The sequence below is a fragment of the Pseudomonas sp. B707 genome (assembly GCF_022496685.1).
In the GTDB taxonomy this organism is placed as follows: Bacteria; Pseudomonadota; Gammaproteobacteria; order Pseudomonadales; family Pseudomonadaceae; genus Aquipseudomonas; species Aquipseudomonas paraglycinae.
On record NZ_WTVE01000023.1, the window covers coordinates 1 to 26,088 of the forward strand.

At 61.2% G+C, this 26,088-nt stretch carries 20 protein-coding genes; 6 read left to right on the forward strand and 14 right to left on the reverse strand.

Features of this window, described 5'->3' with window-relative positions:
* Positions 1-61: 61 nt before the first annotated feature.
* Together GQX66_RS10430 and GQX66_RS10435 are read right to left on the reverse strand one after the other, a co-directional pair.
* The gene (locus GQX66_RS10430) at positions 62-1,213 is read right to left on the reverse strand and encodes an integrase core domain-containing protein (protein ID WP_074690342.1); all 1,152 of its coding nucleotides are present in this window, start codon (positions 1,211-1,213) and stop codon (positions 62-64) included.
* Positions 1,214-1,484: 271 nt separating this feature from the next.
* Positions 1,485-2,645 (reverse strand): AAA family ATPase, encoded by a 1,161-nt coding sequence (locus GQX66_RS10435; RefSeq protein WP_240868703.1) that lies wholly within the window; start codon positions 2,643-2,645, stop codon positions 1,485-1,487.
* Positions 2,646-2,789: 144 nt separating this feature from the next.
* Here GQX66_RS10435 and GQX66_RS10440 point away from each other — a divergent pair, with 144 nt between their 5' ends.
* The 4 genes from GQX66_RS10440 to GQX66_RS10455 all read left to right on the forward strand — a co-directional run bounded on the left by GQX66_RS10440 (position 2,790) and on the right by GQX66_RS10455 (position 10,359).
* The gene (locus tag GQX66_RS10440) at positions 2,790-3,893 is read left to right on the forward strand and encodes an efflux RND transporter periplasmic adaptor subunit (protein WP_085608591.1); all 1,104 of its coding nucleotides are present in this window, start codon (positions 2,790-2,792) and stop codon (positions 3,891-3,893) included.
* Positions 3,890-4,954: an efflux RND transporter periplasmic adaptor subunit gene (locus GQX66_RS10445; RefSeq protein WP_240868706.1), complete on the forward strand. Its 1,065-nt coding sequence runs from the start codon at positions 3,890-3,892 to the stop codon at positions 4,952-4,954. Before GQX66_RS10440 ends, GQX66_RS10445 begins: the two co-directional genes overlap by 4 nt.
* Positions 4,951-8,016 carry an efflux RND transporter permease subunit gene (locus tag GQX66_RS10450; protein WP_240868709.1) on the forward strand — a complete coding sequence of 1,022 codons (3,066 nt, stop codon included), beginning with the start codon at positions 4,951-4,953 and terminating at the stop codon, positions 8,014-8,016. Before GQX66_RS10445 ends, GQX66_RS10450 begins: the two co-directional genes overlap by 4 nt.
* A 90-nt stretch (positions 8,017-8,106) precedes the next feature.
* Entirely contained in the window at positions 8,107-10,359 is a 2,253-nt protein-coding gene (locus GQX66_RS10455; protein WP_240868712.1) for a glycoside hydrolase, read from the forward strand.
* 3 nt (positions 10,360-10,362) lie between these two features.
* On the opposite strand, the gene GQX66_RS10460 is transcribed toward GQX66_RS10455, so the two are convergent.
* The 12 genes from GQX66_RS10460 to GQX66_RS10515 all read right to left on the reverse strand — a co-directional run bounded on the left by GQX66_RS10460 (position 10,363) and on the right by GQX66_RS10515 (position 22,419).
* Positions 10,363-10,989, reverse strand: coding sequence for a class I SAM-dependent methyltransferase (locus GQX66_RS10460; protein ID WP_240868715.1), 627 nt, complete (start codon positions 10,987-10,989; stop codon positions 10,363-10,365).
* 48 nt (positions 10,990-11,037) lie between these two features.
* Positions 11,038-11,682 (reverse strand): methionine ABC transporter permease, encoded by a 645-nt coding sequence (locus GQX66_RS10465; protein ID WP_007952752.1) that lies wholly within the window; start codon positions 11,680-11,682, stop codon positions 11,038-11,040.
* Positions 11,672-12,796, reverse strand: a complete 1,125-nt coding sequence (locus GQX66_RS10470) for an ATP-binding cassette domain-containing protein (protein WP_129973806.1) — start codon at positions 12,794-12,796, stop codon at positions 11,672-11,674. Before GQX66_RS10470 ends, GQX66_RS10465 begins: the two co-directional genes overlap by 11 nt.
* Before the next feature lie 2 nt (positions 12,797-12,798).
* Entirely contained in the window at positions 12,799-13,608 is an 810-nt protein-coding gene (locus GQX66_RS10475; protein WP_007952748.1) for a MetQ/NlpA family ABC transporter substrate-binding protein, read from the reverse strand.
* A 13-nt stretch (positions 13,609-13,621) separates the two neighbouring features.
* Entirely contained in the window at positions 13,622-14,986 is a 1,365-nt protein-coding gene (locus tag GQX66_RS10480; RefSeq protein ID WP_129973805.1) for an LLM class flavin-dependent oxidoreductase, read from the reverse strand.
* A complete protein-coding gene (locus GQX66_RS10485) occupies positions 14,986-16,179 on the reverse strand; it encodes an SfnB family sulfur acquisition oxidoreductase (RefSeq protein ID WP_240868723.1) in 1,194 nt (397 codons plus the stop codon). Before GQX66_RS10485 ends, GQX66_RS10480 begins: the two co-directional genes overlap by 1 nt.
* Before the next feature lie 38 nt (positions 16,180-16,217).
* Positions 16,218-17,459 carry an SfnB family sulfur acquisition oxidoreductase gene (locus tag GQX66_RS10490; protein WP_085746329.1) on the reverse strand — a complete coding sequence of 414 codons (1,242 nt, stop codon included), beginning with the start codon at positions 17,457-17,459 and terminating at the stop codon, positions 16,218-16,220.
* 174 nt (positions 17,460-17,633) lie between these two features.
* Complete coding sequence (locus GQX66_RS10495) at positions 17,634-18,491, reverse strand: hypothetical protein (protein ID WP_240868726.1); 858 nt, start codon at positions 18,489-18,491, stop codon at positions 17,634-17,636.
* Between the two features lie 458 nt (positions 18,492-18,949).
* A complete protein-coding gene (gene tcyN / locus GQX66_RS10500) occupies positions 18,950-19,699 on the reverse strand; it encodes an L-cystine ABC transporter ATP-binding protein TcyN (RefSeq protein ID WP_085746330.1) in 750 nt (249 codons plus the stop codon).
* 4 nt (positions 19,700-19,703) lie between these two features.
* Complete coding sequence (tcyL, locus tag GQX66_RS10505; RefSeq protein ID WP_085746331.1) at positions 19,704-20,369, reverse strand: cystine ABC transporter permease; 666 nt, start codon at positions 20,367-20,369, stop codon at positions 19,704-19,706.
* Positions 20,369-21,169, reverse strand: a complete 801-nt coding sequence (gene tcyJ / locus GQX66_RS10510; RefSeq protein WP_085746332.1) for a cystine ABC transporter substrate-binding protein — start codon at positions 21,167-21,169, stop codon at positions 20,369-20,371. The genes tcyL and tcyJ overlap by 1 nt, the downstream gene beginning before the upstream one ends.
* Before the next feature lie 245 nt (positions 21,170-21,414).
* Positions 21,415-22,419 carry a D-cysteine desulfhydrase gene (locus tag GQX66_RS10515; RefSeq protein ID WP_007952732.1) on the reverse strand — a complete coding sequence of 335 codons (1,005 nt, stop codon included), beginning with the start codon at positions 22,417-22,419 and terminating at the stop codon, positions 21,415-21,417.
* Between the two features lie 190 nt (positions 22,420-22,609).
* Between GQX66_RS10515 and epsC the strand changes: the two genes are divergently transcribed.
* On the forward strand, positions 22,610-23,536 hold the full coding sequence (gene epsC, locus GQX66_RS10520) for a serine O-acetyltransferase EpsC (RefSeq protein WP_007952730.1): 927 nt from the start codon (positions 22,610-22,612) through the stop codon (positions 23,534-23,536).
* A 582-nt stretch (positions 23,537-24,118) separates the two neighbouring features.
* Entirely contained in the window at positions 24,119-26,080 is a 1,962-nt protein-coding gene (gene betT, locus GQX66_RS10525) for a choline transporter BetT (RefSeq protein ID WP_240869031.1), read from the forward strand.
* Positions 26,081-26,088 lie beyond the last annotated feature (8 nt).

Consider the following 26,088-nt stretch of genomic DNA (forward strand, 5'->3'; position numbering starts at 1 on the left):
CCCTCACTGTAGAGACCGGTACATCCTTTACACATTAGACCGGGGACATCGTTTACACCTTTTACAGGCTTGATACGCGGTTGGCACCGCGCTCAAGCCTGCCTAAACAGAAGTTGCAAAGGTACAGCTCCCACACGTCATCAGCCACTTCCTTCAGCGCGATGTCCTCGCCGATCAGCGCCTCGCCCAAAAACATTCGTTGCCCCTTCCACTTGAACTCGCCGTTCGAACGAACCTTGCGTACCTCAACCTCAGGGCCATATTCGACCGCGGGCAAGTAGCCCGGATACGGGCGCAACGAAGGTCTGTATACGGAAGCCGGCGGTTTCATGCCCAGTGCGGTGTGTGGTCGATCATGGTTGAAGTCCTGAACGAACTCTTCAAAGGCCAGCTGCTGGCGTACGAGATTTTCCGCAGGTGTTCGCAGTACCGCTGCTTTGAGGGTGCGGTGCATCCGTTCGTGTCGACCGTTCTGGTCAGGACGCCCTGGTGTGATTGTCTCGATATGGATGCCATGCCTGATGAACCAGACGGACAGCTTCGACAGCCGCGCCAAACCGGTCGATGCGAAAGGCGCCCCGTTATCTGTGCGGATTACGTCCGGCAATCCAAACTCCCGGAAAGCCCATTCGAATCCCTGTCGCGTCGGCTCGCTGTGCGTGCCGGGCAGCGCCCGGCAGAGCAGCAGATAGCGGCTCATCTGATCGGTAATGGTCAGCGGATAGCACCAATTGCCGTCCTGCATCCTGAACTGCCCTTTGAAGTCGGCACACCAGGTCTGGTTGGGTTCATCGGCCGGGCGTAAATGCGTCGGAGCACGCGGGCGCAAAGGATAAGGGCGCCGCGCAATGACCAAGCCAGCCTTCTTCAACCACTCACCAGCAGTGCTCGCGGCCGGCCATGGGATCTGTGGATCGGACTTTCGCAGGCGATCAATGATCTGTTTGGGACCTCGATCCGGATGCTCGTTTTTCTTGGCCAGCAATGTGGCGATGATTTCATCCGGGGTTTGATGAGGGCAGTTCAAAGGCTTGCGGGATTGCTCTTTCAAGCCATCCACACCGAGCGCTGCATACCGATCCAGCCACTTATCGACGGTTGGCCGGCTGACCCCATAACGCCGGCTCAATTGGCTCTTGGTGTAGCTGCCACTGAGCCAGTCACTGACTAATTTCACTCGTTGATCCATCGGGGACTCTTGATTCCAGGGCATGGTCAGCACCTCCTGACCATGATTGATACCTGTAAACCATGTCCCCGGTCTCAAACGTAAAGGATGTACCCGGTCTTTACCCACCCCAGCCCTCTCCCGGAGGGAGAGGGAGCCGACCGAGGTGTTTTGAGAGTTACATCGACCTGAGACACCGAGTCGATTATGGATTCACAGAAGCACTTTCAGGTCGGCGTAACTCTTGAGCTTTCCCCAATCGGTTCCCTCTCCCTCCGGGAGAGGGTTAGGGTGAGGGGCTCTCCAACTGACACACCTAATCAGGCCAATTCCACGCCGGCTCATCCAGAACCCTCTGCCCGACGATCCCCGTCTGGCCGAGGGTTTTTTCCAGCACGATGCAATTGCATTCCGGGTCTTCCTGCAACGCCGAAATCAATCGCCGGGCATGGGACACCACCCACACCTGACACTGCTCCGACACCCGGATAATCAAGCGCGCCAGCGCCGGCAGCAGATCCGGATGCAGGCTGGTTTCCGGTTCGTTCAGCACCATCAGCGACGGCGGGCGTGGCGTCAGGAGCGCGGCGACCAGCAGCAGATAGCGCAACGTGCCATCCGACAGTTCCGCCGCCGACAACGGCCGCAGCAATCCTTCCTGAAAGAACTCGATAGCGAAGCGTCCGCCTGCCAGCGGCGCAATGTTCAGCCGTGCACCGGGAAACGCATCGCTGATCGCCGCCTGCAGCGCCTCGGGATCGCCGATCTCGCGGATGGTCTGCAACGCCGCCGCCAGATCGCGCCCGTCGTGATGTAGCACCGGCGTGCGCGTGCCCAGTTGCGGCTGGCGCACCGGGGCGTCGGCGTCGCTGCGAAAGTGGTCGTAGAAGCGCCAGCGGCGGATGAACTCACGCATCTGGAAAACTTCCGGCGAGGTACGCAGGCTGCCGACCTGATCGAACAGGCTGTCGAAGTTCGGCGTGTATTGCGCCAGAACATCCCAGCCACGACCTTCACGGGTACGGATCATCGGCCCGTCGCGATCCACCAGCAGACTGGCCGGACGATAGAGCGGTCCGGCCCAGATGCATTCTTTTTTGATTTCCGGGTCGAGGGAAAAGTACGAGAGGCTTGGCTCCGGTAATCCCAGGGCGATCGAATAGCTGAAGTCCTCCCCGGCAAAGCCCAGGCGCAGGCGTTTCACACCTTGGCGCACGGTGGACTGGATCGGCACCTCGCCGTTGCGCATGCGCCGGCTGATGGTTTCCGGTCCGGCCCAGAAGGTCGAGTCGAGACCACCCTCACGGGCCAGCGCATTGACCACGCCGCCCTGAGCGGTTTCCGCCAGCAGCCGCAGCGCCCGATAAAGGTTGGACTTGCCGCTGCCGTTGGGGCCGGTGATCAGGTTCAGACGGCCCAGCGGAATCACCAATTTATTGATCGAGCGGTAATTGGCCACCGCGAGGGTCTTGAGCATGAAAATCCTTCTTGGGTGCCCCGAAATCCGGATCAGGATACTCGCTGCACAGAAATGCATATATCGCCCGGACGAAGGTTGAACCCTGTTCTAAGCTCACAGTCGTATCGTCACTTGCACGTTCGTACACAGGAAGGAGTCTGCATGGCGAGTCCCGGATTGAAAACAGCGGTCATGCTGAGTCTGTTCGCTTTATTGAGCGCCTGCGGCGAGAAAAAGGCCCCTGCGGAATACCTGCCCCGGGTCTTCGTGCAGGAGGTCAACCCCGCCAATTACGCCGCCGCCGTGACCCTCACCGGCGATGTTCAGGCACGGGTGCAGACCGAACTGTCGTTCCGGGTCGGCGGCAAGATCATCCAGCGCATGGTCGATGTCGGTGATCGTGTCTCGGCCAAACAAGTGCTGGCCAAGCTCGATCCGAAGGATTTGCAGACCAACGTCGATTCCGCCCAGGCTCAGGTAGTGGCCGAGCAGGCGCGGGTCAAACAGAGCGCCGCCGCGTTCGTTCGCCAGCAGAAACTGTTGCCCAAGGGCTACACCAGCCAGAGCGAATACGATTCCGCGCAGGCCGCCTTGCGCAGCAGCCAGAGTGCCTTGAGTGCAGCCCAGGCGCAGTTGGCCAATGCCAAGGATCAATTGAGCTACACCTCGCTGATCGCCGATGCACCCGGCGTCATCACCGAGCGTCAGGCCGAAGTCGGCCAGGTGGTTCAGGCTACGGCGCCGATATTCAGCCTGGCCCGTGACGGCGACCGCGACGCCGTGTTCAACGTTTATGAATCCCTGCTGGCCGAACGTCCGGCGGAGCGTTCGATCGTCGTCAGCCTGCTCGACAACCCCGCCATCAAGACCACCGGCACCGTGCGCGAAATCACCCCGGCGGTGTCCGCGCAATCCGGCACGGTGCAGGTCAAAGTCAGCCTCGACAGCCTGCCGCAAGGGATGCAACTGGGCTCGGTGGTGAGCGCCACGGCCAAGGGCACCGGCAAGTCGGCGGTTGAATTGCCTTGGTCGGCGCTGACCAAGAACGTCAGCGATCCAGCCGTGTGGATGGTCGACGATAAAGGCGAAGCGCAGTTGCACAACGTCACCGTCAGCCGCTATCTGATCGGCAAGGTCATCATCAGCGAGGGCCTCAAGGGCGGGGAAAAAGTCATTGTCGCGGGTGGGCAGTTGCTGCATCCGGGCATGAAGGTCGAAATTGCCGAAAACACCTACAAGGATCTGCAACCGGGAGCACAGCCATGAAGCGTCTGGGGCTGTTATCCATTGGCGTGTTGCTCGCCGCCTGCTCGAAAAGCGAGCCACCGCCGGAGCCGGTACGGCCGGTGTTGTCGGTCAAGGTCGAAGCGATGAGCGAGGAAAACCTCGGGCGTTTCGCCGGCAGCATTCAGGCACGCTATGAAAGCAACACCGGTTTTCGTGTCGGCGGGCGCATTGCCAGTCGTAACGTCGATGTCGGTACCGAGGTGCAGAAGGGCACGCTGCTCGCTACCCTCGATCCGACCGACCAGCAGAACCAGTTGCGTTCGGCCCAGGGCGACCTGGCCAGGGTTCAGGCACAGCTGATCAACGCCCAGGCCAATGCCCGCCGTCAGCAAGCGCTGTTCGACCGTGGTGTCGGCGCGCAGGCGCAACTGGACATTGCCATGACGGACCTGAAAACCACCCAGGCTTCGCTGGATCAGGCGCGGGCGGCGGTCAACCAGAGCAAGGATCAACTCGATTACACCCAGCTACGCTCCGACCACAAGGCGGTGGTCACCGCGTGGAACGCCGAGGCCGGACAAGTGGTGACGGCGGGCCAGCAGGTGGTGACCCTGGCGCAACCGGATATCAAGGAAGCCGTGATCGATCTGCCGGACACCCTGGTCGATGAGATACCTCCTGACGTGGTGTTTCTGGTGGCCGGGCAGCTCGACCCGAGCATCAACACCACGGCCACCCTGCGCGAGATCGAACCCCAGGCACAAAGTGCGACGCGCACCCGCCGCGCACGGTTGACCCTGGCCAATACGCCCGACGGCTTTCGCCTCGGCACCGCGATCAGCGTCACCCTCAGCTCGGCGATCAAGCCGCGTATCGAATTGCCCGTCACCGCGTTGCAGGAGGTCGACGGAAAAGCGCGGATCTGGGTCATCGACACCCAGAGCAAAACCGTCAACCCGCGCGACGTCAGCGTGATCAGCCGCACCGATAGCAGCGTTGTACTTGCGGGGGGCGTGAAGAACGGCGAGCGTGTGGTCAGCGCCGGCGTCAACAGTCTCAAACCCGGACAATCCGTGAAACTTGACGAGGACAGTCAATGAAAGGCTCTTTCAATCTCTCCGAATGGGCCCTCAAGCATCAGTCTTTCGTCTGGTATCTGATGTTCGTCGCATTGCTCATGGGGGTGTTCTCCTACTTCAATCTGGGGCGCGAGGAAGACCCGTCGTTCACCATCAAGACCATGGTGATCCAGACCAAATGGCCGGGCGCGACCCAGGAAGAAACCCTCAAGCAGGTCACCGACCGCATCGAGAAAAAACTCGAAGAACTCGATTCCCTCGACTACGTGAAAAGCTACACGCGCCCCGGCGAATCGACGGTGTACGTGTACCTGCGCGACACCACCAGCGCCAAGGATATTCCGGAAATCTGGTACCAGGTGCGCAAGAAGATCGACGACATTCGCGGGCAGTTTCCTCAAGGGATTCAGGGGCCGGGATTCAACGACGAATTCGGTGACGTGTTCGGCTCGGTGTACGCCTTCACCGCCGACGGCCTGACCATGCGCCAGTTGCGCGATTACGTGGAACAGGCGCGGGCCGAGATCCGCAATGTGCCGGGGTTGGGCAAGATCGAAATGATCGGCCAGCAGGACGAAGTGATTTACCTGAACTTCTCCACCCGCAAACTCGCGGCGCTGGGCATTGATCAGCGCCAGGTGGTGCAGAGCCTGCAATCGCAGAACGCCGTGACTCCGGCCGGTGTCATTGAGGCGGGCCCGGAGCGGATTTCCGTGCGGACTTCGGGGCAGTTCGCTTCGGAGAAAGACCTGGCCGAGGTCAATCTCAAGCTCAACGACCGCTTCTATCGCCTGGCAGACGTCGCCGACATCACTCGCGGTTACACCGATCCGGCCACGCCGGAATTCCGTTTCGACGGCAAACCGGCGATCGGGCTGGCGATTGCCATGCAGAAGGGCGGCAACGTCCAGGAGTTTGGCAAGGCCCTGCACAAGCGCATCGATGAACTGACGGCGGATCTGCCGGTTGGCGTGGGTGTGCACACAGTGTCCGATCAGGCCGTGGTGGTGGAGGAAGCCGTTGGCGGCTTCACCAGCGCGTTGTTCGAAGCAGTGGTGATCGTGCTGGTGGTCAGCTTCATCAGCCTCGGCGTGCGCGCCGGGCTGGTGGTGGCGTGCTCGATCCCGCTGGTGCTGGCGATGGTGTTTGTGTTCATGGAGTACAGCGGCATCACCATGCAGCGGATTTCCCTCGGTGCTCTGATCATCGCCCTGGGCCTGTTGGTGGACGATGCGATGATCACCGTGGAAATGATGGTCACGCGCCTGGAAATGGGCGAGAGCAAGGAGGAGGCCGCGACGTTCGCCTACACCTCGACCGCGTTCCCGATGCTCACCGGTACGCTGGTGACGGTCGCCGGTTTCGTCCCCATCGGGCTCAACGCCAGTTCTGCCGGCGAGTACACCTACACGCTGTTCGCGGTGATTGCCGTGGCGATGATCGTGTCCTGGATTGTGGCGGTGTTCTTCGCCCCGGTGATCGGCGTGCACATTCTCAGTACCAACGTGAAAGCCCATGAGGCCGAACCGGGGCGCGTTGGCCGGGCGTTCAATGGCGGTTTGCTGTGGTGCATGCGCAATCGCTGGTGGGCCATCGGCATCACCGTGCTGTTGTTTGTACTGGCAGTGTTCTGCATGCGGTTTGTGCAGAATCAGTTCTTCCCGTCCTCGGATCGACCGGAAATCCTGGTCGACCTCAACCTGCCGCAAAACGCGTCAATCGACGAGACCCGCAAGGCCGTCGACAAGCTCGAGGCCACGCTCAAGGGCGACGCGGACATCGTGCGCTGGAGCACCTACATCGGTCAGGGTGCGATCCGTTTCTACCTGCCACTCGACCAACAATTGCAGAACCCGTACTACGCGCAACTGGTGATCGTCAGCAAAGACTTCGAAGCCCGCGAGGCCCTGAGCCAGCGCCTGCGCGAACGGCTGCACAAGGACTTCGTCGGCATCGGCAGTTACGTGCAGGCGCTGGAAATGGGTCCGCCGGTGGGGCGTCCGATCCAGTACCGGATCAGCGGCAAGGACATCGACCAGGTGCGCAAGCACGCCATCGACCTGGCGACTGAACTGGACAGGAACGAGCACATCGGCGAGATCATTTACGACTGGAACGAGCCGGGCAAGGTCCTGCGAATCGACATCGCCCAGGACAAGGCGCGCCAGCTCGGGCTGTCGTCCGAAGACGTGGCGAACCTGATGAACAGCATCGTCAGTGGCGCGCCGCTGACCCAGGTCAACGACGACATCTACCTGATCAATGTGGTCGGTCGCGCAGTGAGTTCGGAACGCGGTACGCCGGAAACCCTGCAGAACCTGCAGATCGTCACGCCCAACGGCACGTCGATTCCGCTGCTGGCCTTCGCCACGGTTCGTTATGAGCTGGAACAGCCGCTGGTGTGGCGTCGTGATCGCCTTCCGACCATCACCATCAAGGCGTCGGTGCGTGACGTGATTCAGCCGACCGATCTGGTGAAACTGTTGAAGCCGTCCATCGACGCGTTCGCCGAAAAACTGCCCGTTGGCTACAAGGTCGCCACCGGCGGTACGGTCGAGGAGAGTGGCAAGGCCCAAGGGCCGATTGCGAAAGTGCTGCCGTTGATGCTGTTTTTGATGGCGACTTTCCTGATGATCCAGCTGCACAGCGTGCAGAAGCTGTTCCTGGTGGCCAGTGTCGCGCCGCTGGGGCTGATCGGCGTGGTGCTGGCGCTGGTGCCGACCGGTACGCCGATGGGCTTCGTGGCAATCCTCGGGATCCTGGCGTTGATCGGCATCATCATCCGCAACTCGGTGATCCTCGTGACCCAGATCGACGAGTTCGAGCGCAAAGGCTACGCGCCGTGGGATGCGGTGGTGGAAGCCACCGAACACCGCCGTCGCCCGATCCTGCTGACCGCCGCCGCGGCGAGCATGGGCATGATCCCGATCGCCCGGGAAGTGTTCTGGGGGCCGATGGCCTACGCGATGATCGGCGGGATCGTGATTGCGACCCTGCTGACGCTGCTGTTTCTGCCAGCGCTGTACGTGGCCTGGTACAAGATTCGCGAGCCGAAGAAGGACGCTTCGCCATCGGCAAAGTGATTGCGCTTGTTACATATTTGCGAAGGGCCTGACTTACAGCGTCGGCGTATTCGGTTAACGTCCCTCCTCCTTTAGGAGAAGGGACGTCTGATGCTTACCGTTACCTGCTGGCTGCGCGCGCTATTGCTGATTGCCGGTTTATGCCTGTCGTCCCTGTCCTGGGCCGACACATTATTGGAAAACTCGTTGTGGCACGTGCAACTCGATCCGGCAACGCTGGCTGTCCGTGTCACGCCTGCAAACGATGCGACGGTGCAGGTCTCGGCGGGCGTTGCCGCACATAAGGTCAGCCACTTGATCAGGCGTGGTGATCGCATCGATTGGCAATGGGATGACGGGGCCTGGATCCTAAGCGCGAGCCTGGATCAACATGATCTGTCCTTCTCGATCACCGCGCGTGAACCCGCGGAACTGGAATTTCTTCGTCAGCCCGCCAGCGTGATGGGCAAGGGACTGATCTGGCCCCTGGCCGAGGGGCACTATGTGCCGCGTGGCGATCCGGTGTGGCAGGAATTCCTTTTGAGTCAGGGCGAATTCAATACCACTCAGGATCTGAGCCTGCCGCTCTGGGGTGTTGAGCATGACGGATTCAGCCTGCATTGGCTGATGACCAATCCCTTCAACAATCGGCTGTTGTTCAGTGCCCAAAGCGAGGCTTTGGCACTTTCCGCCCGGCATCGCTTCACCTCACTCGATCCGTCCGCACCATTGACGTTCACGCTGTTCCTCGGGGCGGACGACCCGTTGGCTGGTGCCAAACGCTACCGGCAATGGCTGATCGATAACGGTCGCTATGAAACTCTGAGCAGCAAATTCGAGAAAACGCCTCAGGCGAAGCGGCTGCTGGGTGCCAATCATCTGTACCTTTGGGGCAACGATCTGCTGGGGGCCAAAGATGTGCGCAGTTGGCCCGTGCTGCTTGACACCTTGCGCGGTGGTGGCTCGCTGGCCAGTGGGCTGAAAGCGGGAATGGATCGTGAGGCGTTGCAGATCCTTGCCATTGGCGGGGAGTTGAACGGTTATCAGAAAAAAGTGCTGTTGCGCGGTCTCAACCACGCCCTGAATACCCTGGCGCGCAAGACCTGGCAGGCCCGGGCCGTGCCGGACATGCAGGCTCTGGTCAGAGGTTACGCTGATGTACGCGCACAAGTGGCAGCCGACCTCGGTGAGGCGCTGATGCCCGAACCCGAACGCTGGGGCAGCACCTTGTCACTGGATACGATCAAGCAATTACAGAACGCCGGGCTGTCCCGTTTGTGGTTGGGACTGGGTGAAGGCTGGGAGGGTGGCCTCTGGCACCCCGAGACGATCAAGGCCGGCGTGGCGGCGGGTTATCTGATCGCGCCGTACGATTCCTATGAGACGGCGCTGAGCCGCAGCGAGAACCCTGACTGGACCACGGCACATCTGGGGGACAAGGCGAATCTTGAGTGCGCAATCGTGAAGGGCGACGGAACGTTGAAAAGCGGTTTCCAGCAATCTGGGCATTACACCGACCCCCGTTGCGTGCGACCGCTGCTTGAGCAGCGCGTCGAAGCGATTCGCGACGCCGCCGGTTTCAACAGCTGGTTTCTCGATGCCTATGCCACCGGCATGCTGTTCGACAGCTACCGTCCCGGAGCAACGATGACCCAGGCACAAAATGCTGAAGGCAACATCGGCGCATCACGCTGGATCAATGAAGTATTGAAACTGCCCACCGGTTCAGAAGATGGCAACGCAACGACCGCGCAAGGCGTGTTGTTCGCCCATGGCATGCAGACACCGGTGATCGGTTGGGGTGATGTCGAGATGAGCAAGAGCCCCAAATCCAGATACTTCGCAGGCAAGTGGTATCCGCCGGAGCAGCCAGAGGTTTTCTTCAAACCTGTGCCGATCAAAGAGTCGTTGCGGCGTATTCACTTTGATCCGGCCAGCCGTTTACCGCTGTACCAAGCGGTTTTTCATGGCTCGGTGATCACGTCCCACCATTGGCTGTTCGATAGCCTGAAATTGACCAACGTTCGGGCGGACAACGAGCTCGCTCAGCTTCTCTACAACGTTGCGCCGCTGTATCACCTCAGTGTCGATACGCTTGCGCAGCGATTGCCGCAGATTGCCCGTCAGGATGCGTTCTTCCGGCCTTTGCATGAACGTCTGGCAACTCAGGCGCTCACCGGTTTCGAATGGTTGAGTGCGGACCGGCTGGTTCAGCAGACATCCTTTGAAGACGGCACGCGATTGCTGGCCAATTTTGATGTGCAGGCGCGTGAGGTGCAGGGGCTGACATTGCCCGCACGGAGCATCACTGTGCGCTCGCCCGAGCAAGCGCCAGCTTACTTTCAGGTTGAGACGGGGCCCTGAGTCTCAGGTCTTGCGCCAGACACTCGCCAGCCAGGGCTGCTGCTCACGCGGTAGCCCCGCCGGTCGGTAGTAATGTTCCAGCTCGACGAACCCGGCAGCGGTCAACAACCCGCGCCAGGCTTCAAGATCGTGATACGAGCCATAACGCGGCCCGTTCCAGCCTTCACGGTTATCCCCACGCGGATTGGAGCTGAACAGCACGCCGCCCGGTTTCAATGTCCCGTGCAACTGCTTCAAGACCCGAGGCAATTCCTGCAACGGCACATGAAACAGCACCGCGTTGGCGAAGATCCCGTCGAAGCGTTCTGCCGGCAGATCCAGCTTCAGAAAGTCCTGGCACCACACTTCACAGCCACTGTCTTCTCGCGCCATCTGCGCGAATTTCTCCGCGCCGTCGAGGCCGACGGCGACGTGTCCCATCCGGGTGAATGTCTGCAAATCGCGCCCCGGCCCGCAGCCGAAATCGAGGATGGAAAACGGCGCCTCAGCCTGGATGTGCCGCAACAGGGCGTCGATGTTCTGGCTGACATCGTGATCGCGGGTGCCTTCACGAAAGTCCTCGGCCACCGAGTTGTAGTGGCCGAGGGTGGTAGAGGTGATCTGTTCCAGATCGGTGGGGGTCTGCTTCATGGTCGAACTGCGCCGGCAAAGGATTTTGCCGACTATACGCCATGCCATTCAGCGCTTGTTCAACCCTCGAGCCAGACGATCGCCACCCAGCTGAATCAGCGCTACCAGCGCCACCAGCAGCACGATCACCGTCAGCATGATCTGGCTGTCGAAGCGCTGATAGCCATAGCGATAGGCGATGTCGCCCAGACCGCCGGCGCCAATCGCTCCGGCCATGGCCGAGGAGTTGATCATCGTCACCAGGGTGATGGTGAAACCGCCGACGATCCCCGGCAGCGCCTCGGGCAACAGCACATGCCAGACGATGTGCCAGCGCCGGCAGCCCATGGCCTGCGCGGCTTCGATCAGGCCGTAGTCGACTTCACGCAGGCTCACTTCGGCGATCCGCGCAAAGAACGGCGTGGCCGCGATGGTCAACGGCACGACCGCCGCCCACACGCCGTAGGTGGTGCCGACGATCAAACGGGTGAACGGAATCAGGGCGACCATCAGAATCAGGAACGGGATCGAACGAAACAGGTTCACGAATGCACCCAACGCGCGATTGAGCACCGGTGCTTCGTAGATCCCGCCCTTGTCGCTGGTGACCAGAATCACCGCCATCGGAATCCCGGCGAGCAACGCGATCAGCGACGACACGCCGACCATCAGAAACGTGTCGATAAAACCCTGCAGCAAGCGATCAAACCACATAACCCAGCACCTCCGTGCGTTGTGCCCACTGGCTGGCACGCTGGCGCAATTCCTCGGCGTTCAGCTTTGAGCCCGCTACCGCCAGCAGCAGTTGCCCGAGCGCGTGGCCCTGAATCCGTTCCACGCCACCCTGGAGCAATTTCACCCGCCCACCGAGCGCGGCGAACAGCGCGGCCAGATCCGGCTCATCCTGCTGGCTGCCGGTGAACTGCAAACGCAGCACAACTGACGCATCGGACGACGACGGTTGCGCCTGCAAACGGCTTTGCAGCTCCTCGGGCAAAGCGTGTTGCAACGGTGCGAGCAGGGTCTGGCTGACCTCGTGCTGTGGATTGCCGAACACTTCCCACACCGGGCCTTGCTCGACGATGCGGCCATGTTCGAGCACGACGACGCGGTCGCAGATTTCCCGGATCACCGCCATCTCGTGGGTGATCAGCACGATGGTCAGGCCCAGGCGTTTGTTGATCTCGCGCAGCAGGCCGAGGATCGACTGGGTGGTTTCCGGATCCAGTGCCGAAGTGGCTTCGTCGCAGAGCAGAATGTCCGGGTCATGCACCAGCGCGCGGGCGATGCCGACACGCTGTTTCTGCCCGCCGGACAGCTGCGCCGGATACGCCGTGTGCTTGGCTTGCAGGCCCACCAGTTCCAGCAGTTCACGAACCTTTTTCTCCCGCTGTTCCTTCGGAACGCCGGCGACTTTCAGCGGCAGTTCGACGTTTTGCCACACCGTTTTCGCCGACATCAGGTTGAAGTGCTGGAAGATCATGCCGATCCGCCGCCGCAGGGCGACGAGGCGATCCTCGTCGTATTCGCCGATGTCCACCTGGTCGATCAGCACCCGGCCCGAGGTCGGTTGTTCGAGGCGGTTGATGGTGCGGATCAGCGACGACTTGCCGGCGCCGCTGCGGCCGATGATGCCGAACACTTCACCGCGCTGGATCGCCAGGTCGATGCCTTGCAGGGCAGCGACCGGGCCTTGTTTGCCGTCGTAGGTTTTGCCGAGCCCGACGAAACGCACATGAGCGCGGTTCAGTTCGGGATGCAGTTCGGTGCGCTGTGCCAGCGCGGGTGGCTCTGGAAGATCCAGTCGCCGTTGAATGGCCGCGGTCATCCTCAGCTTTCCCAGCCGGCCTGGTACAGCTTGCCGTGGGCCTTATCCAGTGCGGCGCGAACGGCCGGCGAATGCTGGTAGATGTCGACGAACTTGATCAGGCGCGGGTCGGTTTTGCTCTTCGGCTGGATCACGAACTGAATCACGTATTCCTTGTGGTCGAGGCCGTCGAACAGCAACGCGGAGCCCGCATCGAAGGTCTTCGCCAGACGGATGTAGGCCGGGTAGCCCTGGACCAGATCGGCGTCATCGTAGGCGCGCACCAGTTGCACGGCTTCGACTTGCAGGATCTTGATCTTCTTCGGGTTGGCGACGATATCGTCTTCGGTGGCCTTGTAGCCGACGCCCGGTTTGAGGGTGATCAGACCGGCCTTGGCCAGCAGTTGCAGACCGCGTCCGCTGTTGATCGGGTCGTTGGCAATGGCGACGCTGGCGCCTTCCGGCAGCTCGTCGAAGCTTTTGTATTTCTTCGAGTACAGGCCGACGTTGTTGATGATCCCCGGGGCGAATGGCACCAGGTCGAAACCGGAGGCGGCCTTGGCATTTTCCAGGAACGGGATGTGCTGGAAGTAGTTCACGTCGATGTCACCGGCGGCGAGGCTGACGTTCGGCGCGATCCAGTCGGTGAATTCCACCAGCTCGACTTTCAGGCCTTGTTTGGAGGCCTCTTCGACGGCCGCTTCCAGCGGAATCGCGAAGGCGGCGGTGGTGCCGATTTTCAACGGAGCATCGGCGGCGAACACCGCCGAGCTGAACAGGCCGAAGGCCAGGGCCAGTGCTTTGACTGGGTGGGACAGGAGCTTCTTGGTCATGGTGGTTTTCCAGTCAGTGCGAGGAGGAGTGTCGGTAGTGGGCGCCGGTGTGTTGCTGCGGCAAATGCGCTTCGCCGTGAAACAGTTTTTCCCGCAGGCTGCCGCTGTCGTATGCGGTCTTGTACGAACCGCGTCGTTGCAGCTCCGGAATCACCAGATCGATGAAATCCACATAGCTTTCCGGGGTGACGATGCGGGTCAGGTTGAAACCGTCGAGGCCGGTTTCGGCGATCCACGATTCCAGTTCATCCGCCACTTGTTGCGGCGAGCCGACCACCGTGATGTAGCGCCCGCCGAGTGCGTGCTGGTCGAGCAACTTGCGCCGGGTCCAGTCGTTGTTCTGCAGGTTCTTGGTGGCGGACTGGATCGCGTTGCTTTTGACGTATTGGATCGGCTCGTCGATTTCGTATTGGGAAAAGTCGATGCCAGTGGACGCCGAAAAGTGCGCCACGCCCGCTTCGGCGCTGGCGTAGCTCAGGTATTCGGCGTGCTTGGCCCAGGCCGCTTCTTCGGTCTCGCCGACGATCACGTTCAGGCCCATGAACACCTTGATGTCCTCGGGATTGCGCCCCGCCTCGACGGCGCTGGCGCGGACCTTGTCCACCTGCACCTTGGTCGACGGCTTGTTCTGACCGCTGATGAACACGCACTCGGCATGCCGCCCGGCGAACAGCAGACCGCGATCCGAACTGCCGGCCTGGAACAGCACCGGCGTGCGCTGCGGCGACGGCTCGCACAGGTGATAACCCTCGACCTGATAGAACTCGCCCTTGTGTTCGACCTTGTGCACCTTGTCCGGCTGCGCGTAGATCCGCTGCTGCGGATCGTTGAGCACCGCGCCGTTTTCCCAGCTGCCTTCCCAGAGTTTGTAGAGCACTTCGAGGTACTCGTCGGCCTGGTCGTAACGCCGGTCGTGCTCGACCTGTTCACTGAGGCCCATGGCCTTGGCGGCGCTGTCCAGATAGCCGGTGACGATGTTCCAGCCCACCCGTCCACGGCTCAGGTGATCGAGGGTCGACATGCGTCGGGCGAACAAATATGGGGGCTCGTAGGTGAGGTTGGCGGTCAGGCCGAAACCGAGGTTTTTGGTTACCGCGGACATCGCCGATACCAGCAGCAACGGATCGTTGACCGGCAGCTGGATCGACTCTTTCAGGGTGACGTCCACCGAGTTCTGATAGACGTCGTACACGCCGACGATGTCGGCGATGAAAAGCCCGTCGAACAGCCCGCGCTCCAGCAGTTGCGCCAGTTCGGTCCAGTATTCGATGGTCTTGTATCGGGTCGAGGTGTCGCGGGGATGGGTCCACAGCCCATGGTTGATGTGGCCGATGCAGTTCATGTTGAACGCATTGAGCAGGATCTTTTTCTTGCTCATCAGATGGTCCCTCGCAGCGGAGGGTTTTCATCGTTGAGGTAGTAATTGCCCACCGCGTGATACTTCCAGCGTACCGGGTCGTGCAGGGTGTGCACCCGGGCGTTGCGCCAGTGGCGGTCGAGGCCGTGCTCGATCAGGGTGGCCTGGCTGCCGGCCAGTTCGAACAGGGTGCTGCCGGCGGCCAGGGAGATTTCGGTGCTGATCGCCCGTGCTTCGGCGACGGCAATCGAGGCCGCTGCAACCGTCTCGGCATTGGTCTCGACCTGGGCCGCATCGAGGAATTCGCCGGCGCGTTCGAGCAGGGCTTCGGTGGCGTGCAGGCGAATGCTCAGGTGGCCGAAGCTCTTGAGGGTCAGCGGGTCTTCGGTGGCTTTGTCGTTACCCGAATCGATCCATGGCCGGGTCTTGCTGCGCACGAAGTGCAGTGCATCTTCGTAAGCGGCGCGGGCGATGCCGGTGTCGATGGCGGCGTGAAGGATCTGCGCCAGCGGGCCGACCGGGGTCGGGCGCTCGAAAGCACTCTGGAACGGGATGACATCTTCGGCAGCGACATACACGTCTTCGAACACCACCGAACCGCTGCCGGTGGTGCGCTGGCCGAAGCCGCTCCAGTCGTCGATCACGGTCAGGCCTTTGCTATCGCGCGGGACGAAGGCCAACTGCTGCACGCCGTTTTCATCGACTACGGACGTTGGAATCCGTTGGGCGTAGATCGCACCGGTCGCATAGAACTTGCGACCGTTGATGCGATAACCGCTGCCGTCGCGTTTCAGGCTGGTGACACGGTCGTGGGCGGTCTTGGTGCCCAGCTCTGCCAAGGCGTTGCCGAAGCGCTGACCGGCGAGGACTTCGGCGTACAGCCGTTGTTTCTGCTCGTGGCTGCCGTTCACCCGAAGCACTTCCAGGGCATAGAAATGGTTCTGTGGAATCTGCCCCAGCGAGCCGTCGGCCCGGGCAATCAGGGCGATGACTTTGGCCAGGGTCACGTTGGATACGCCGGCGCCGCCGTACTCCTTGGGCACGCTGATGCCCCACAGGCCGGAGCGGGAAAACACGTCGAGCTCCGGCAGCGGCAGGCGGCGTTCGCGGTCGCGCAGGTTGCTGTCACGCTGGAAATCTTCGGCCAGGTCGCTGGCGACGATCAGGGCTTGCTCGTCGCTGGTGATGAGCGCGACGGGATGGGAAAGAGTCATGTGTTTCTCCAGAGATCTGGTCAAAAGTGTTCGGGTCGTCAGATCCAGGAATGGCGAGCCGGCAACTTGCCGTTGAGGCGATAGGCGCCGACCGCGTGGTACTTCCAGCGCACCGGGTCGTGCAAGGTGTGCACCCGGGCGTTGCGCCAGTGACGGTCGAGGTTGAATTCGGCGAGGGTCGCGCGGCTGCCGGCCAGTTCGAAGAGTTTTTCGCTGGCCAGCAGCGAGATCTCGGTGGTCAGCACCTTGGCTTCGGCCACGGCAATCGAGGCGCGGGCGGCGGATTCGGCGGTCAGTGGCGCGGCGTGCACCTGATCCAGCACCTGCCCGGCCTTGCGCAGCAGCGCTTCAGCGGCGTGCAGTTCGATTTTCAGTTTGCCGATATCGGCGATCACGTAGAGATCGTCGCTGGCGCGTTCGACGTTGGCGTCGATCCACGGCCGGGCGCGAGTCTTGACGAATTCGATGGCGTCATCGATCGCGCCACGGGCGATGCCGGCGTCGATCGCGGCCTGAATCAGCTGCGACACCGCGCCTTGGGTGTTGGGCTTTTCGTTGATCTTCCAGTTGTCCACCACGAGGCCGGCATCGACCCGCACGTTGTTCAACAGGATCGTGCCGCTGGCGGTGGTGCGCTGGCCGAAACCGGACCAGTCATCGACGATGCGCAATCCCGGCGTGCCGCGACGGACGAAGGCCAGGACTTGCTTGCCGTCATCGTTGAGCGCCTTGACCGCCACCCAGTGGGCGAACAGGGCGCCGGTGGAATAGAACTTCTGGCCGTTGATCACGTAGTCATCGCCGTCAGCGGTGATGCGCGCTTTCAGTTCCAGGGTGTCCTTGGTGCCGCGTTCAGGCCCGGCATTACCGATGCGCCAGCCTTCGAGCACGCTCTGCAACAGTTGTTTTTTCTGCTGTTCGGTGGCGCTGCCGAGGATCAGGTTGATGATGCCGAACTGGTTTTGCGGGATCTGTCCCAGTGCCGGGTCGGCCGCGGAAATGATCGCGAACACTTCGGCCAGGGTCACGAAGGAAACCTGCGGGCCGCCGTACTCGCGCGGAATCGCGATGCTGCCGAGGCCGCTGCGGGTGAACTGTTCGATTTCCGACCACGGCAGCTTGCGCTGACGGTCACGTTTGGCGGCCTGCACGCGGGCGACCTGCGCCAGCTCATGGGCGGCCTTGATGGCTTGAGCGTCGTTGCGCAGCACTTGTGCGGGCAACAACAACGGGGCGATATCCAGGTCACTCTGGACGTTTGCGTCTGCCAGACTGGACATCAGTGCCGCTCCTTGGCTACACGCAATGCCCTGGCGATCCGCACTGGGGTGATTGTGTTCCGGACCATGTTACCTACCTCACATCTCATGAAAAACGCCGCAAAAGTGCGGCGAACGAAAGAATGTCCGGTGGTCCGGTTCATATACCCTAAGCGCGTATAAAATTTAAATAAACTAACTTTTAGGAATATGTATAGAAGGGGGCGTGGTCCGTCTGGTTAAGTTCGCGGCGGCGAGGGAGGACGCCTCTCGCCGAGCGAGGTGTGTCATTTTTTTTCGGTGCTCTGCGGCCTTCAGCGTTTCCTTGAGCGGCACCTTGAGGTAGGGATTCACACAACCGATCTTCAGTGTTCGCGGCGGCGCCCAGCGCGAGTTGTTGCCGACCCGGTCGAGGATGCAGTAGGTCACATCCAGCCGCAGGTCCTCGCCGGCCTCGGTGATGATCGCCGGCGGCACCCAGACCTGAATCGGCTTGTCGATATCGGCCGTGGTGATGCGCGCCAGATCCATCCGTACATCGCCCCAGCGCAGGGTGATGGCATCGCCTTCAGCCATGTTCAGGTACGGCTCGATGGTCAGTGGTACGCCACGCTTGATCTGGTTCGCGTTGACCCCCTGACGGCGAATGGTCTCGGGCAGGGTCACAGGGGCCAGTTGCTGGTTTTCGTCACCACACACCGCGGGGGGCTGCCCGCCGGGGCAGTCGAGTTTCACCGTGACGCGCGCCGCCGCCGACAGCGATGGCCCGTGACCCACCCGCATGACCCGGTAGTGGATGCGAGACGGACCGCTGGCGATAAAGCTCTCCGGCACACGCAGATTGACGGGGGTGGCGACGTCCTGCGCTGTCAGCACGTGAGAGGCGACATAGCAGTTGTTCCAGAACAGTTCGATCAGATCGCCGATGTCCATGTCCGGGTAGGGCGGCACATCGACCAGCAGATGAGCCGCTGCTGCGAGGTTGATGCCGTGGTTTTGGGATGGCGCCAGGCTCGGCGCGGCCAGTTCGGGGATGTGCGAAGTGCGGGTCATGAAATCCTCTCCTTGAAGCCTTGCAGCGAAATCCGTTTCTGAAAGTTCAAAAGGCCAGAATTGCCTGGTAATAAGAACAGGATCTTTCGGCCAGTCGTTATTGGGTCTTGTTGATGTAGCGGGTTGCGATGAGTGACTAGATAAAAGTTCGCCGAATGGCATGTCAACGGACAGGATTATTTAATTGAAGAATTACGGATTTATCAGAAGCTTCCTACGCGGATAAGGCACTCTACCTATTCTCCATAGCGAATCGGGCCACAGCTTTTGCCGGATTTTATTGCTCTGCCGTCGGTCGGTTTGTACAGCTGGAAATTTGGAGGGGACGAACTTTAATCGCGGGGGAGACTGTTGCAGGACATATATATGTAATGCAGTCACTTGATTAAGTTTTTATTTGGGGAGGGTGTAAGCGAAACTTCCGTCCATGGAAGTTTGTATTCGGGGAAGTTTGCAGGTCAGCCGTTGTTTCTGAACTTGCTGAGGAACTGTCGAGTGCGTTCTTCTTGCGGATTGGCAAACAACGCTTTCGCTTCACCTTGTTCGACGATCACGCCTTTATCGAAAAACACCACGCGGTTGGCCACGTCACGGGCGAACGCCATTTCGTGGGTGACGATCACCATGGTGCGTTTCTCCTCGGCGAGGCCGCGGATGGTCGCCAGCACTTCACCTACCAGCTCCGGATCGAGGGCCGAGGTTGGCTCGTCGAACAGGATCACTTCCGGCTCCATCGCCAGCGCCCGGGCGATCGCCACGCGCTGTTGCTGGCCACCGGACAGGCGCCGTGGGTAGGCGTCTTCCTTGCCCGCCAGGCCGACCTTGGCCAGCAGCTTCTTGCCCAGGGCAATGGCTGCATCGCGAGGCGTCTTCTTGACCACGATCGGGCCTTCGATGACGTTTTCCAGCGCGGTGCGGTGGGGGAACAGGTTGAAGTTCTGGAACACGAAGCCCACGTGCTGGCGCAGGTTGCGCACCAGGCTCTGCTGCTGGTTCAGCGGGCGACTGGTATCGATCTCGATCTCGCCGACCTTGATCCGGCCGCTGGTGGGTTGCTCGAGGAAGTTCAGGCAACGCAGGAACGTGGTCTTGCCCGAGCCGCTGGGGCCGATGATTGCCACGACCTCGCCTTCCTTCACCTCCAGATCAATGCCGTTGAGCACGACTTGACCCTTGAACTGCTTTGTCAGTTTTTCCACGACAATCATGGGGTCAGGACTCCTGGTCGTGCCGATTGACCCGCTCTTCCAACTTGTTCTGGAAGTGCGACAGCACCGTGGCCAGAATCCAGTAGATCAGCGCGGCGGCAAGATACATGGTGAAGACTTCGAAAGTCCGGGCGGTAATCAGCTGTGCCTGACGGAACAGCTCCGGCACCTGAATGGTGGCGGCCAGTGCGGTGTCCTTGACCAGCGAAATGAAGCTGTTGCCCAGCGGCGGCAAGGCCGTGCGCATGGCCTGCGGCAGGATGGCCCGGCGCAGGGTCTGCGCGCGGGTCATGCCGATGCTCGCAGCGGCTTCCCACTGGCCGCGTTCGATCGAACCGATCGCGGACCGCAGGATTTCACAGGCGTAGGCGGCCATGTTCAGCGAGAAGCCGATCAGCGCCGCCGGCAGCGGGTCGAGTTCCAGACCCATTTGCGGCAAGCCGTAATAGATCACGAACAGCTGGACCAGCAACGGCGTGCCGCGAAAGAACGACACGTAGATGCGGGCCAGCCAGCTGACCGACTTGAAGCGCGACAGGCGCATCAACGCCAGGCCAAAGCCCAGCAGCAGGCCGAAGAACATGCCGCCCAGGCTGAGGATTACCGTGTAGTACGCGCCCTTCAACAGGAAGGGCGCGGAGTCCAGAGCGAGTTGGAAAGCTTCTTCCATTATTGGGTGACGTCAGCGTTGAAGTATTTCTTGGACAGCTTCTCAAGGGTGCCGTCGGCACGCAGTTCGTCGAGGGCCTTGTTCACGGCGGCCAGCAGTTCAGGCTCGCCTTTGCGCAGGGCGATACCGGCTTCCTGACGCGAGAAGGCTTCACCGGCGGCGACGGTTTTCGGCGCTTTCTTGGCGTATTCCAGTGCAGCCAGACGGTCGATCAGGATCGCGTCGGTACGGCCGTTGTTCAGGTCGGCGAACTTGGTCGGATCATCGTCGTAGGTGCGCACGTCGGCCCCCGGCACGTTGGCGCGGACCCATTGTTCGTAGTTGGTGCCCAGGCCTACGCCGACTTTCTTGCCGGACAGGTCAGCGGCGGACTTGATGTTCAGCGCAGCTTCCTTGTCCTTCAGCACCAGCGCCTGAATCCCGGAGATGGTGTAGGGCTCGGAGAAGTCATACTTCTTCTTGCGCTCGTCGGAGATGGTCACTTGGTTGACCACAACGTCCAGACGCTTGGATTCCAGGGCCGCGAGGATGCCGTCCCATTTGGTCGGCTGAATCTTGGCCTTCACGCCCAGCTTCTTGGCCAGGGCTTCGGACAGCTCGACTTCGAAACCCGACAGCTTGCCGTCGGCATCGACGAAGCTGAACGGTGGGTAAGTGCCTTCCAGGCCGACGTTGATAACGCCTTTGTCCTTGATCTGTTGCAGTTGCTCACCGGCAACGGCGTTGCTGATCAGACCGGCGCTCAGTGCCAGGCCCAGCGAACCTACCAGCAGATTTCGACGTAGTGCGGAAAGAATCATGACAAGCCCCTGTGTTTTCTTATGGAAGACGCTTAAAGAAAGTTGGCGAATCCGGGAATTGGACGACAGCGCTATCCTGCCTTAAAGCAGCTTATGCGTCTCTCGCGAAATTCGCCTGCGGCGAGACTATATGACGGTTCTTTTAGAATGGAAAATAATGAATTTTCCGTTTGTTATTCATGTGTGGAATATGTGTTTTTCGTATTCCGGGATGCATTCCCACGCAGAGCGTGGGAACGAGCGCGTCAGAGAAAATCCTTGTACGCAAACAGCGCCGGGGCGCCGCCGGTGTGCAGGAAGATGATCGGACCGTCGTCGAAACGCCCGCGACCGATGCCGTCGAGCAACCCGGCCATGGCCTTGCCGGTGTAGACCGGATCGAGCAGCACGGCGTCCTGACTCGCCAGCAGTTTCACCGCCGCCAGGGTTCCGGCATTCGGCTCGCCGTAGCGCGGGCCGAAGTATTCGTCCCACAACTCGACCTTGAAGCTGTCCGGCAGCGCCACGCCCAGCAGGTCGGCAGTGCGTTCGGCAAGGCCCTGGACTTTCGGGCGCTGATCTTCTTCGCTGCGCGACACCGTCACGCCGATCACCGGCAGTTGTGGCAGGGCTTCACTCAACGCCAGCGCCAGACCGCTGTGAGTGCCGGCACTGCCCGAGGCCAGGACCACGGCGGAAAATTGCAGGCCGGTGTCCTTGATCTGTTCCGCCAGTTCCAGGCCGGCACGCACATAACCCAGCGCGCCGAGGGCGTTTGAGCCGCCGATCGGCACCAGATACGGCTTCTTGCCGTTGCTGCGCAGGCGCACGGCGAGGGCGGCCAGTTGTTCGTCGGCGTTGTCGAGGTTGTCGACCAGCTCGACCTTGGTGTCGAACAGGTCCAGCAGCAGGCGATTGCCGTTGCCGGTGTAGTTGCTGTCATCGGTGCCCAGCGGGTTTTCCAGCAGGGCCACGCAGCCCAGACCCAGTTTCGCGGCCAGCGCTGCGGTCTGGCGAACGTGGTTCGATTGCAGTGCGCCGGCGGTGATCAAGGTGTCCGCGCCTTGGGCGAGGGCATCGGCGGCGAGGTATTCGAGCTTGCGCAGCTTGTTGCCGCCCATGGCCAGCGGCGTCAGGTCATCACGCTTGATGTAGACATCGCGGCCGAGCCAGGTGGACAGGCGCTCGAGTTTTTCCAGTGGGGTCGGTTGGCCGAGCAGGTCGAGGCGGTTAAAGCGGTCCAGCTGTTGTTTGATCGGTTGTGTGGACATGGTTCCGTACTGATGCAAGGAGATGTCAGGACTATAGGCACGCCGATTTACCGGGGCAACCGCCAATCGCTTATAGCCAAATGTGCTTAAGCCAGCACTATCGGTTCTTAATTCGCCCCGGTGGGCTTGCCGTAAAGTAGTCGCCGTTGACGCGGCCAGACAGTCCGGCCGCCCGTGAGGAGTCTTTACCGTGAGCGAGCGTTCCAGCCATTGGCAATTGCAGACCATCGTCAGCCAGCTGCGTACTGCGCGGGATCAGTGGCGGGCACAAAATGGCCGTGCTTCCGGAGAGCAGGGCGGACGCGAATTGCCGTCCCGCGATGCGATGGCGCAGATCCTTGAAGCCCTGTGCGGCGCACTGTTTCCGATGCGGCTGGGGCCGGTGGATCTGCGTGAAGAGAGCGAGGATTTTTACGTCGGTCATACCCTCGATGTCGCGCTGAATGCGTTGTTGGCCCAGGCACGACTCGAACTGCGTTACGTCGCCCGTCACAGTGCTCAGGCCGACACTGAAGTCGAGGCGCAGGCGATCAGGATCATCCAGGATTTCGCCCTCGCGCTGCCGGGCCTGCGCAGCCTGCTCGACACCGATGTGCTGGCGGCCTACCACGGCGATCCGGCGGCGCGCAGCGTCGATGAAGTGCTGCTGTGCTATCCGGGGATTCTGGCGGTGATTCACCATCGTCTGGCTCACCATTTGTATCGCGCGGGCCTGCCGTTGCTGGCGCGGATCAGTTCGGAAATCGCCCACTCGGCGACCGGCATCGATATTCACCCGGGCGCGCAGATCGGCCGCAGTTTCTTCATCGACCACGGGACGGGTGTGGTGATCGGCGAGACCGCGATCATCGGCGAGCGCGTCAGGATTTATCAGGCGGTAACCCTCGGCGCCAAACGCTTCCCGGCGGACGAGGACGGCCAGTTGCAGAAAGGCCATCCACGCCATCCGATCGTCGAGGACGACGTGGTGATTTACGCCGGGGCGACGATCCTCGGACGGATCACCATTGGCAAAGGCTCGACCATCGGCGGCAATGTGTGGCTGACCCGCAGCGTGCCGGCCGGGTGCAACCTGACTCAGGCCAACCTGCAGCATGATGACGGGACGCAGAAGTAAAACATCAAAAGCCACCCTCACCCCAGCCCTCTCCCGGAGGGAGAGGGAGCCGACCGAGGTGTCTGGCGCTGTACATCGACCTGAAACACCGAGTCGATTATGGATTCAGCGAAGCACTTTCACGTCGGCGTATTTCTTGAATATCCCCTAATCAGTCCCTCTCCCTGAGGTGAGGGGGCCTATACATCGATCTGAAAAAACCAGTCGATTATGGATTCGGTACAGCAAGATCAGGTCGGCGAAACTCTCAAGCATCCCCCAATCAGTCCCCTCTCCCCCCGGGAGAGGGTTAGGGTGAGGGCGCTTTTGACTTTGATTTTTCCACTGAACGAATCCGCCCAAACCCCCGTCATACCCAACCTTGAGCTAGCGTACGAAAGGTACCGCTGAGCCCTGCGATTAGTCCTGAGCGTACTATCCATGTTTAACTTGAACGTTCATTCAAGTTAAACCGGCGGTTCGCTGCCCGCTCACAACAGGAGGCTTGCCTTTGCTGAGTCCGATCATTTCAGCCATTTTCCAACCCCTTGAGGTGCACCGTTCATGAGTGCATCGTCCACCCCCGCCAGCGGTCTGGTGCGCATGAATCCGCCGGTGTTCTGGTTCGCCGCGACGGTGATCCTGCTGTTTGGGCTGACGGTCATCGCCATGCCGGAACAGGCCGGCGCCTGGCTTCTCGAAGCGCAAAACTGGGCGGCCAATACGGTCGGCTGGTACTACATGCTCGCGATGACCCTGTATCTGGTCTTCGTGGTGGTCACCGCGTTATCGGGCTACGGCAAGATCAAGCTCGGTGCCGACCACGACGAACCCGAATTCAGTTACCTGTCCTGGGCCGGCATGCTGTTCGCCGCCGGGATCAGCATCACGCTGTTTTTCTTCTGCGTGTCCGAACCGCTGACCCACATGCTTCAGCCGCCCCAAGGCGAGGCTGGCCCCCCGGAGGCGGCGCGTCAGGCGATGCAGATTCTCTTTCTGCACTGGGGCCTGCACGGCTGGGGCGTGTTCGCCTTTGTCGGCATGGCGCTGGCGTATTTCGCCTACCGGCATAACCTGCCGCTGGCGCTGCGCTCGGCGCTGTACCCGCTGATCGGCAAGCGCATCAACGGCCCCATCGGCTACGCCGTGGACGGCTTCGGCATCATCGCCACGGTGTTCGGCCTCGGTGCGGACATGGGCTTCGGCGTGCTCCATCTCAACTCCGGTCTGGACTATCTGTTCGGCATCGCCCACACCCAGTGGATTCAGGTCGGCCTGATCACGCTGATGATGGGCGCGGCGATCATCGTCGCCGTCTCGGGTGTGGATAAAGGCGTGCGGGTCATGTCCGACATCAACATGCTGCTGGCCTGTGCGCTGCTGCTGTTCGTGTTGTTCGCCGGCCCTACCCAGCATTTGCTCAACACCCTGATCCAGAATCTGGGCGACTACCTCGGCGCGTTGCCGATGAAGAGTTTCGACCTCTACGCCTACGACAAACCGAGCGACTGGCTCGGCGGCTGGACGGTGTTCTACTGGGCCTGGTGGATCGCGTGGTCGCCGTTCGTGGGCCTGTTCATCGCACGGATTTCCCGTGGTCGGACCATCCGCGAATTCGTCTTCGGCGTGTTGCTGATTCCGCTCGGTTTCACCCTGGCGTGGATGTCGATCTTCGGCAACAGCGCCATCGACCAGGTGCTCAATCACGGTATGTCGGCACTTGGCATGTCGGCCCTCGACAACCCGTCGATGACCCTTTACCTGCTGCTGGAAACCTATCCGTGGAGCAAGACTGTCATCGCGGTAACGGTGTTCATCAGCTTCGTGTTCTTCGTCACCTCCGCCGACTCCGGCACCGTGGTGCTCTCGACCCTGTCGGCCAAGGGCGGCAACCCGGATGAAGACGGGCCGAAATGGCTGCGGGTGTTCTGGGGTGCGATGACCGCGCTGGTGACCAGTGCGCTGCTGTTCTCCGGCAGCATCGATGCGCTGAAGTCGGCGGTAGTGCTCACCTCCTTGCCGTTCTCGCTGATTCTGCTGCTGATGATGTGGGGCCTGCACAAGGCGTTCTACCTGGAGTCGCAGAAGCAGATCGCGCAACTGCATTCGCTGGCGCCGGTGTCCGGTTCACGGCGGGGCAAGGGCGGCTGGCGTCAGCGTCTGAGCCAGGCCGTGCACTTCCCATCGCGCGACGAGGTGTACCGCTTCATGGACACCACGGTGAAACCGGCCATCGAAGAAGTGACGGCCGTGTTCGCCGAGAAAGGCCTGAACGTGGTCACCCAACCGGATCCGGCGCACGACAGCGTCAGCCTGGAAATCGGTCACGGTGAACAGCACCCGTTCATCTACCAGGTGCAGATGCGCGGCTACTTCACGCCGTCGTTCGCCCGTGGCGGCATGGGCTCCAAGCAGCTCAACAATCGCCGCTACTACCGCGCTGAAGTGCACTTGAGCGAGGGCAGTCAGGACTACGATCTGGTCGGTTACACGAAAGAGCAGATCATCAACGACATCCTCGACCAGTACGAACGGCACATGCAGTTCCTGCATCTGGTGCGTTGATCGGGGCA

Bases quoted from the DNA above. Each gene is read 5' to 3' on its own strand.
- GQX66_RS10430 (WP_074690342.1), bottom strand. From the start codon at position 1,213: ATGCCCTGGAATCAAGAGTCCCCGATGGATCAACGAGTGAAATTAGTC.
- GQX66_RS10435 (WP_240868703.1), bottom strand. From the start codon at position 2,645: ATGCTCAAGACCCTCGCGGTGGCCAATTACCGCTCGATCAATAAATTG.
- GQX66_RS10440 (WP_085608591.1), top strand. From the start codon at position 2,790: ATGGCGAGTCCCGGATTGAAAACAGCGGTCATGCTGAGTCTGTTCGCT.
- GQX66_RS10445 (WP_240868706.1), top strand. From the start codon at position 3,890: ATGAAGCGTCTGGGGCTGTTATCCATTGGCGTGTTGCTCGCCGCCTGC.
- GQX66_RS10450 (WP_240868709.1), top strand. From the start codon at position 4,951: ATGAAAGGCTCTTTCAATCTCTCCGAATGGGCCCTCAAGCATCAGTCT.
- GQX66_RS10455 (WP_240868712.1), top strand. From the start codon at position 8,107: ATGCTTACCGTTACCTGCTGGCTGCGCGCGCTATTGCTGATTGCCGGT.
- GQX66_RS10460 (WP_240868715.1), bottom strand. From the start codon at position 10,989: ATGAAGCAGACCCCCACCGATCTGGAACAGATCACCTCTACCACCCTC.
- GQX66_RS10465 (WP_007952752.1), bottom strand. From the start codon at position 11,682: ATGTGGTTTGATCGCTTGCTGCAGGGTTTTATCGACACGTTTCTGATG.
- GQX66_RS10470 (WP_129973806.1), bottom strand. From the start codon at position 12,796: ATGACCGCGGCCATTCAACGGCGACTGGATCTTCCAGAGCCACCCGCG.
- GQX66_RS10475 (WP_007952748.1), bottom strand. From the start codon at position 13,608: ATGACCAAGAAGCTCCTGTCCCACCCAGTCAAAGCACTGGCCCTGGCC.
- GQX66_RS10480 (WP_129973805.1), bottom strand. From the start codon at position 14,986: ATGAGCAAGAAAAAGATCCTGCTCAATGCGTTCAACATGAACTGCATC.
- GQX66_RS10485 (WP_240868723.1), bottom strand. From the start codon at position 16,179: ATGACTCTTTCCCATCCCGTCGCGCTCATCACCAGCGACGAGCAAGCC.
- GQX66_RS10490 (WP_085746329.1), bottom strand. From the start codon at position 17,459: ATGTCCAGTCTGGCAGACGCAAACGTCCAGAGTGACCTGGATATCGCC.
- GQX66_RS10495 (WP_240868726.1), bottom strand. From the start codon at position 18,491: ATGACCCGCACTTCGCACATCCCCGAACTGGCCGCGCCGAGCCTGGCG.
- tcyN (WP_085746330.1), bottom strand. From the start codon at position 19,699: ATGATTGTCGTGGAAAAACTGACAAAGCAGTTCAAGGGTCAAGTCGTG.
- tcyL (WP_085746331.1), bottom strand. From the start codon at position 20,369: ATGGAAGAAGCTTTCCAACTCGCTCTGGACTCCGCGCCCTTCCTGTTG.
- tcyJ (WP_085746332.1), bottom strand. From the start codon at position 21,169: ATGATTCTTTCCGCACTACGTCGAAATCTGCTGGTAGGTTCGCTGGGC.
- GQX66_RS10515 (WP_007952732.1), bottom strand. From the start codon at position 22,419: ATGTCCACACAACCGATCAAACAACAGCTGGACCGCTTTAACCGCCTC.
- betT (WP_240869031.1), top strand. From the start codon at position 24,119: ATGAATCCGCCGGTGTTCTGGTTCGCCGCGACGGTGATCCTGCTGTTT.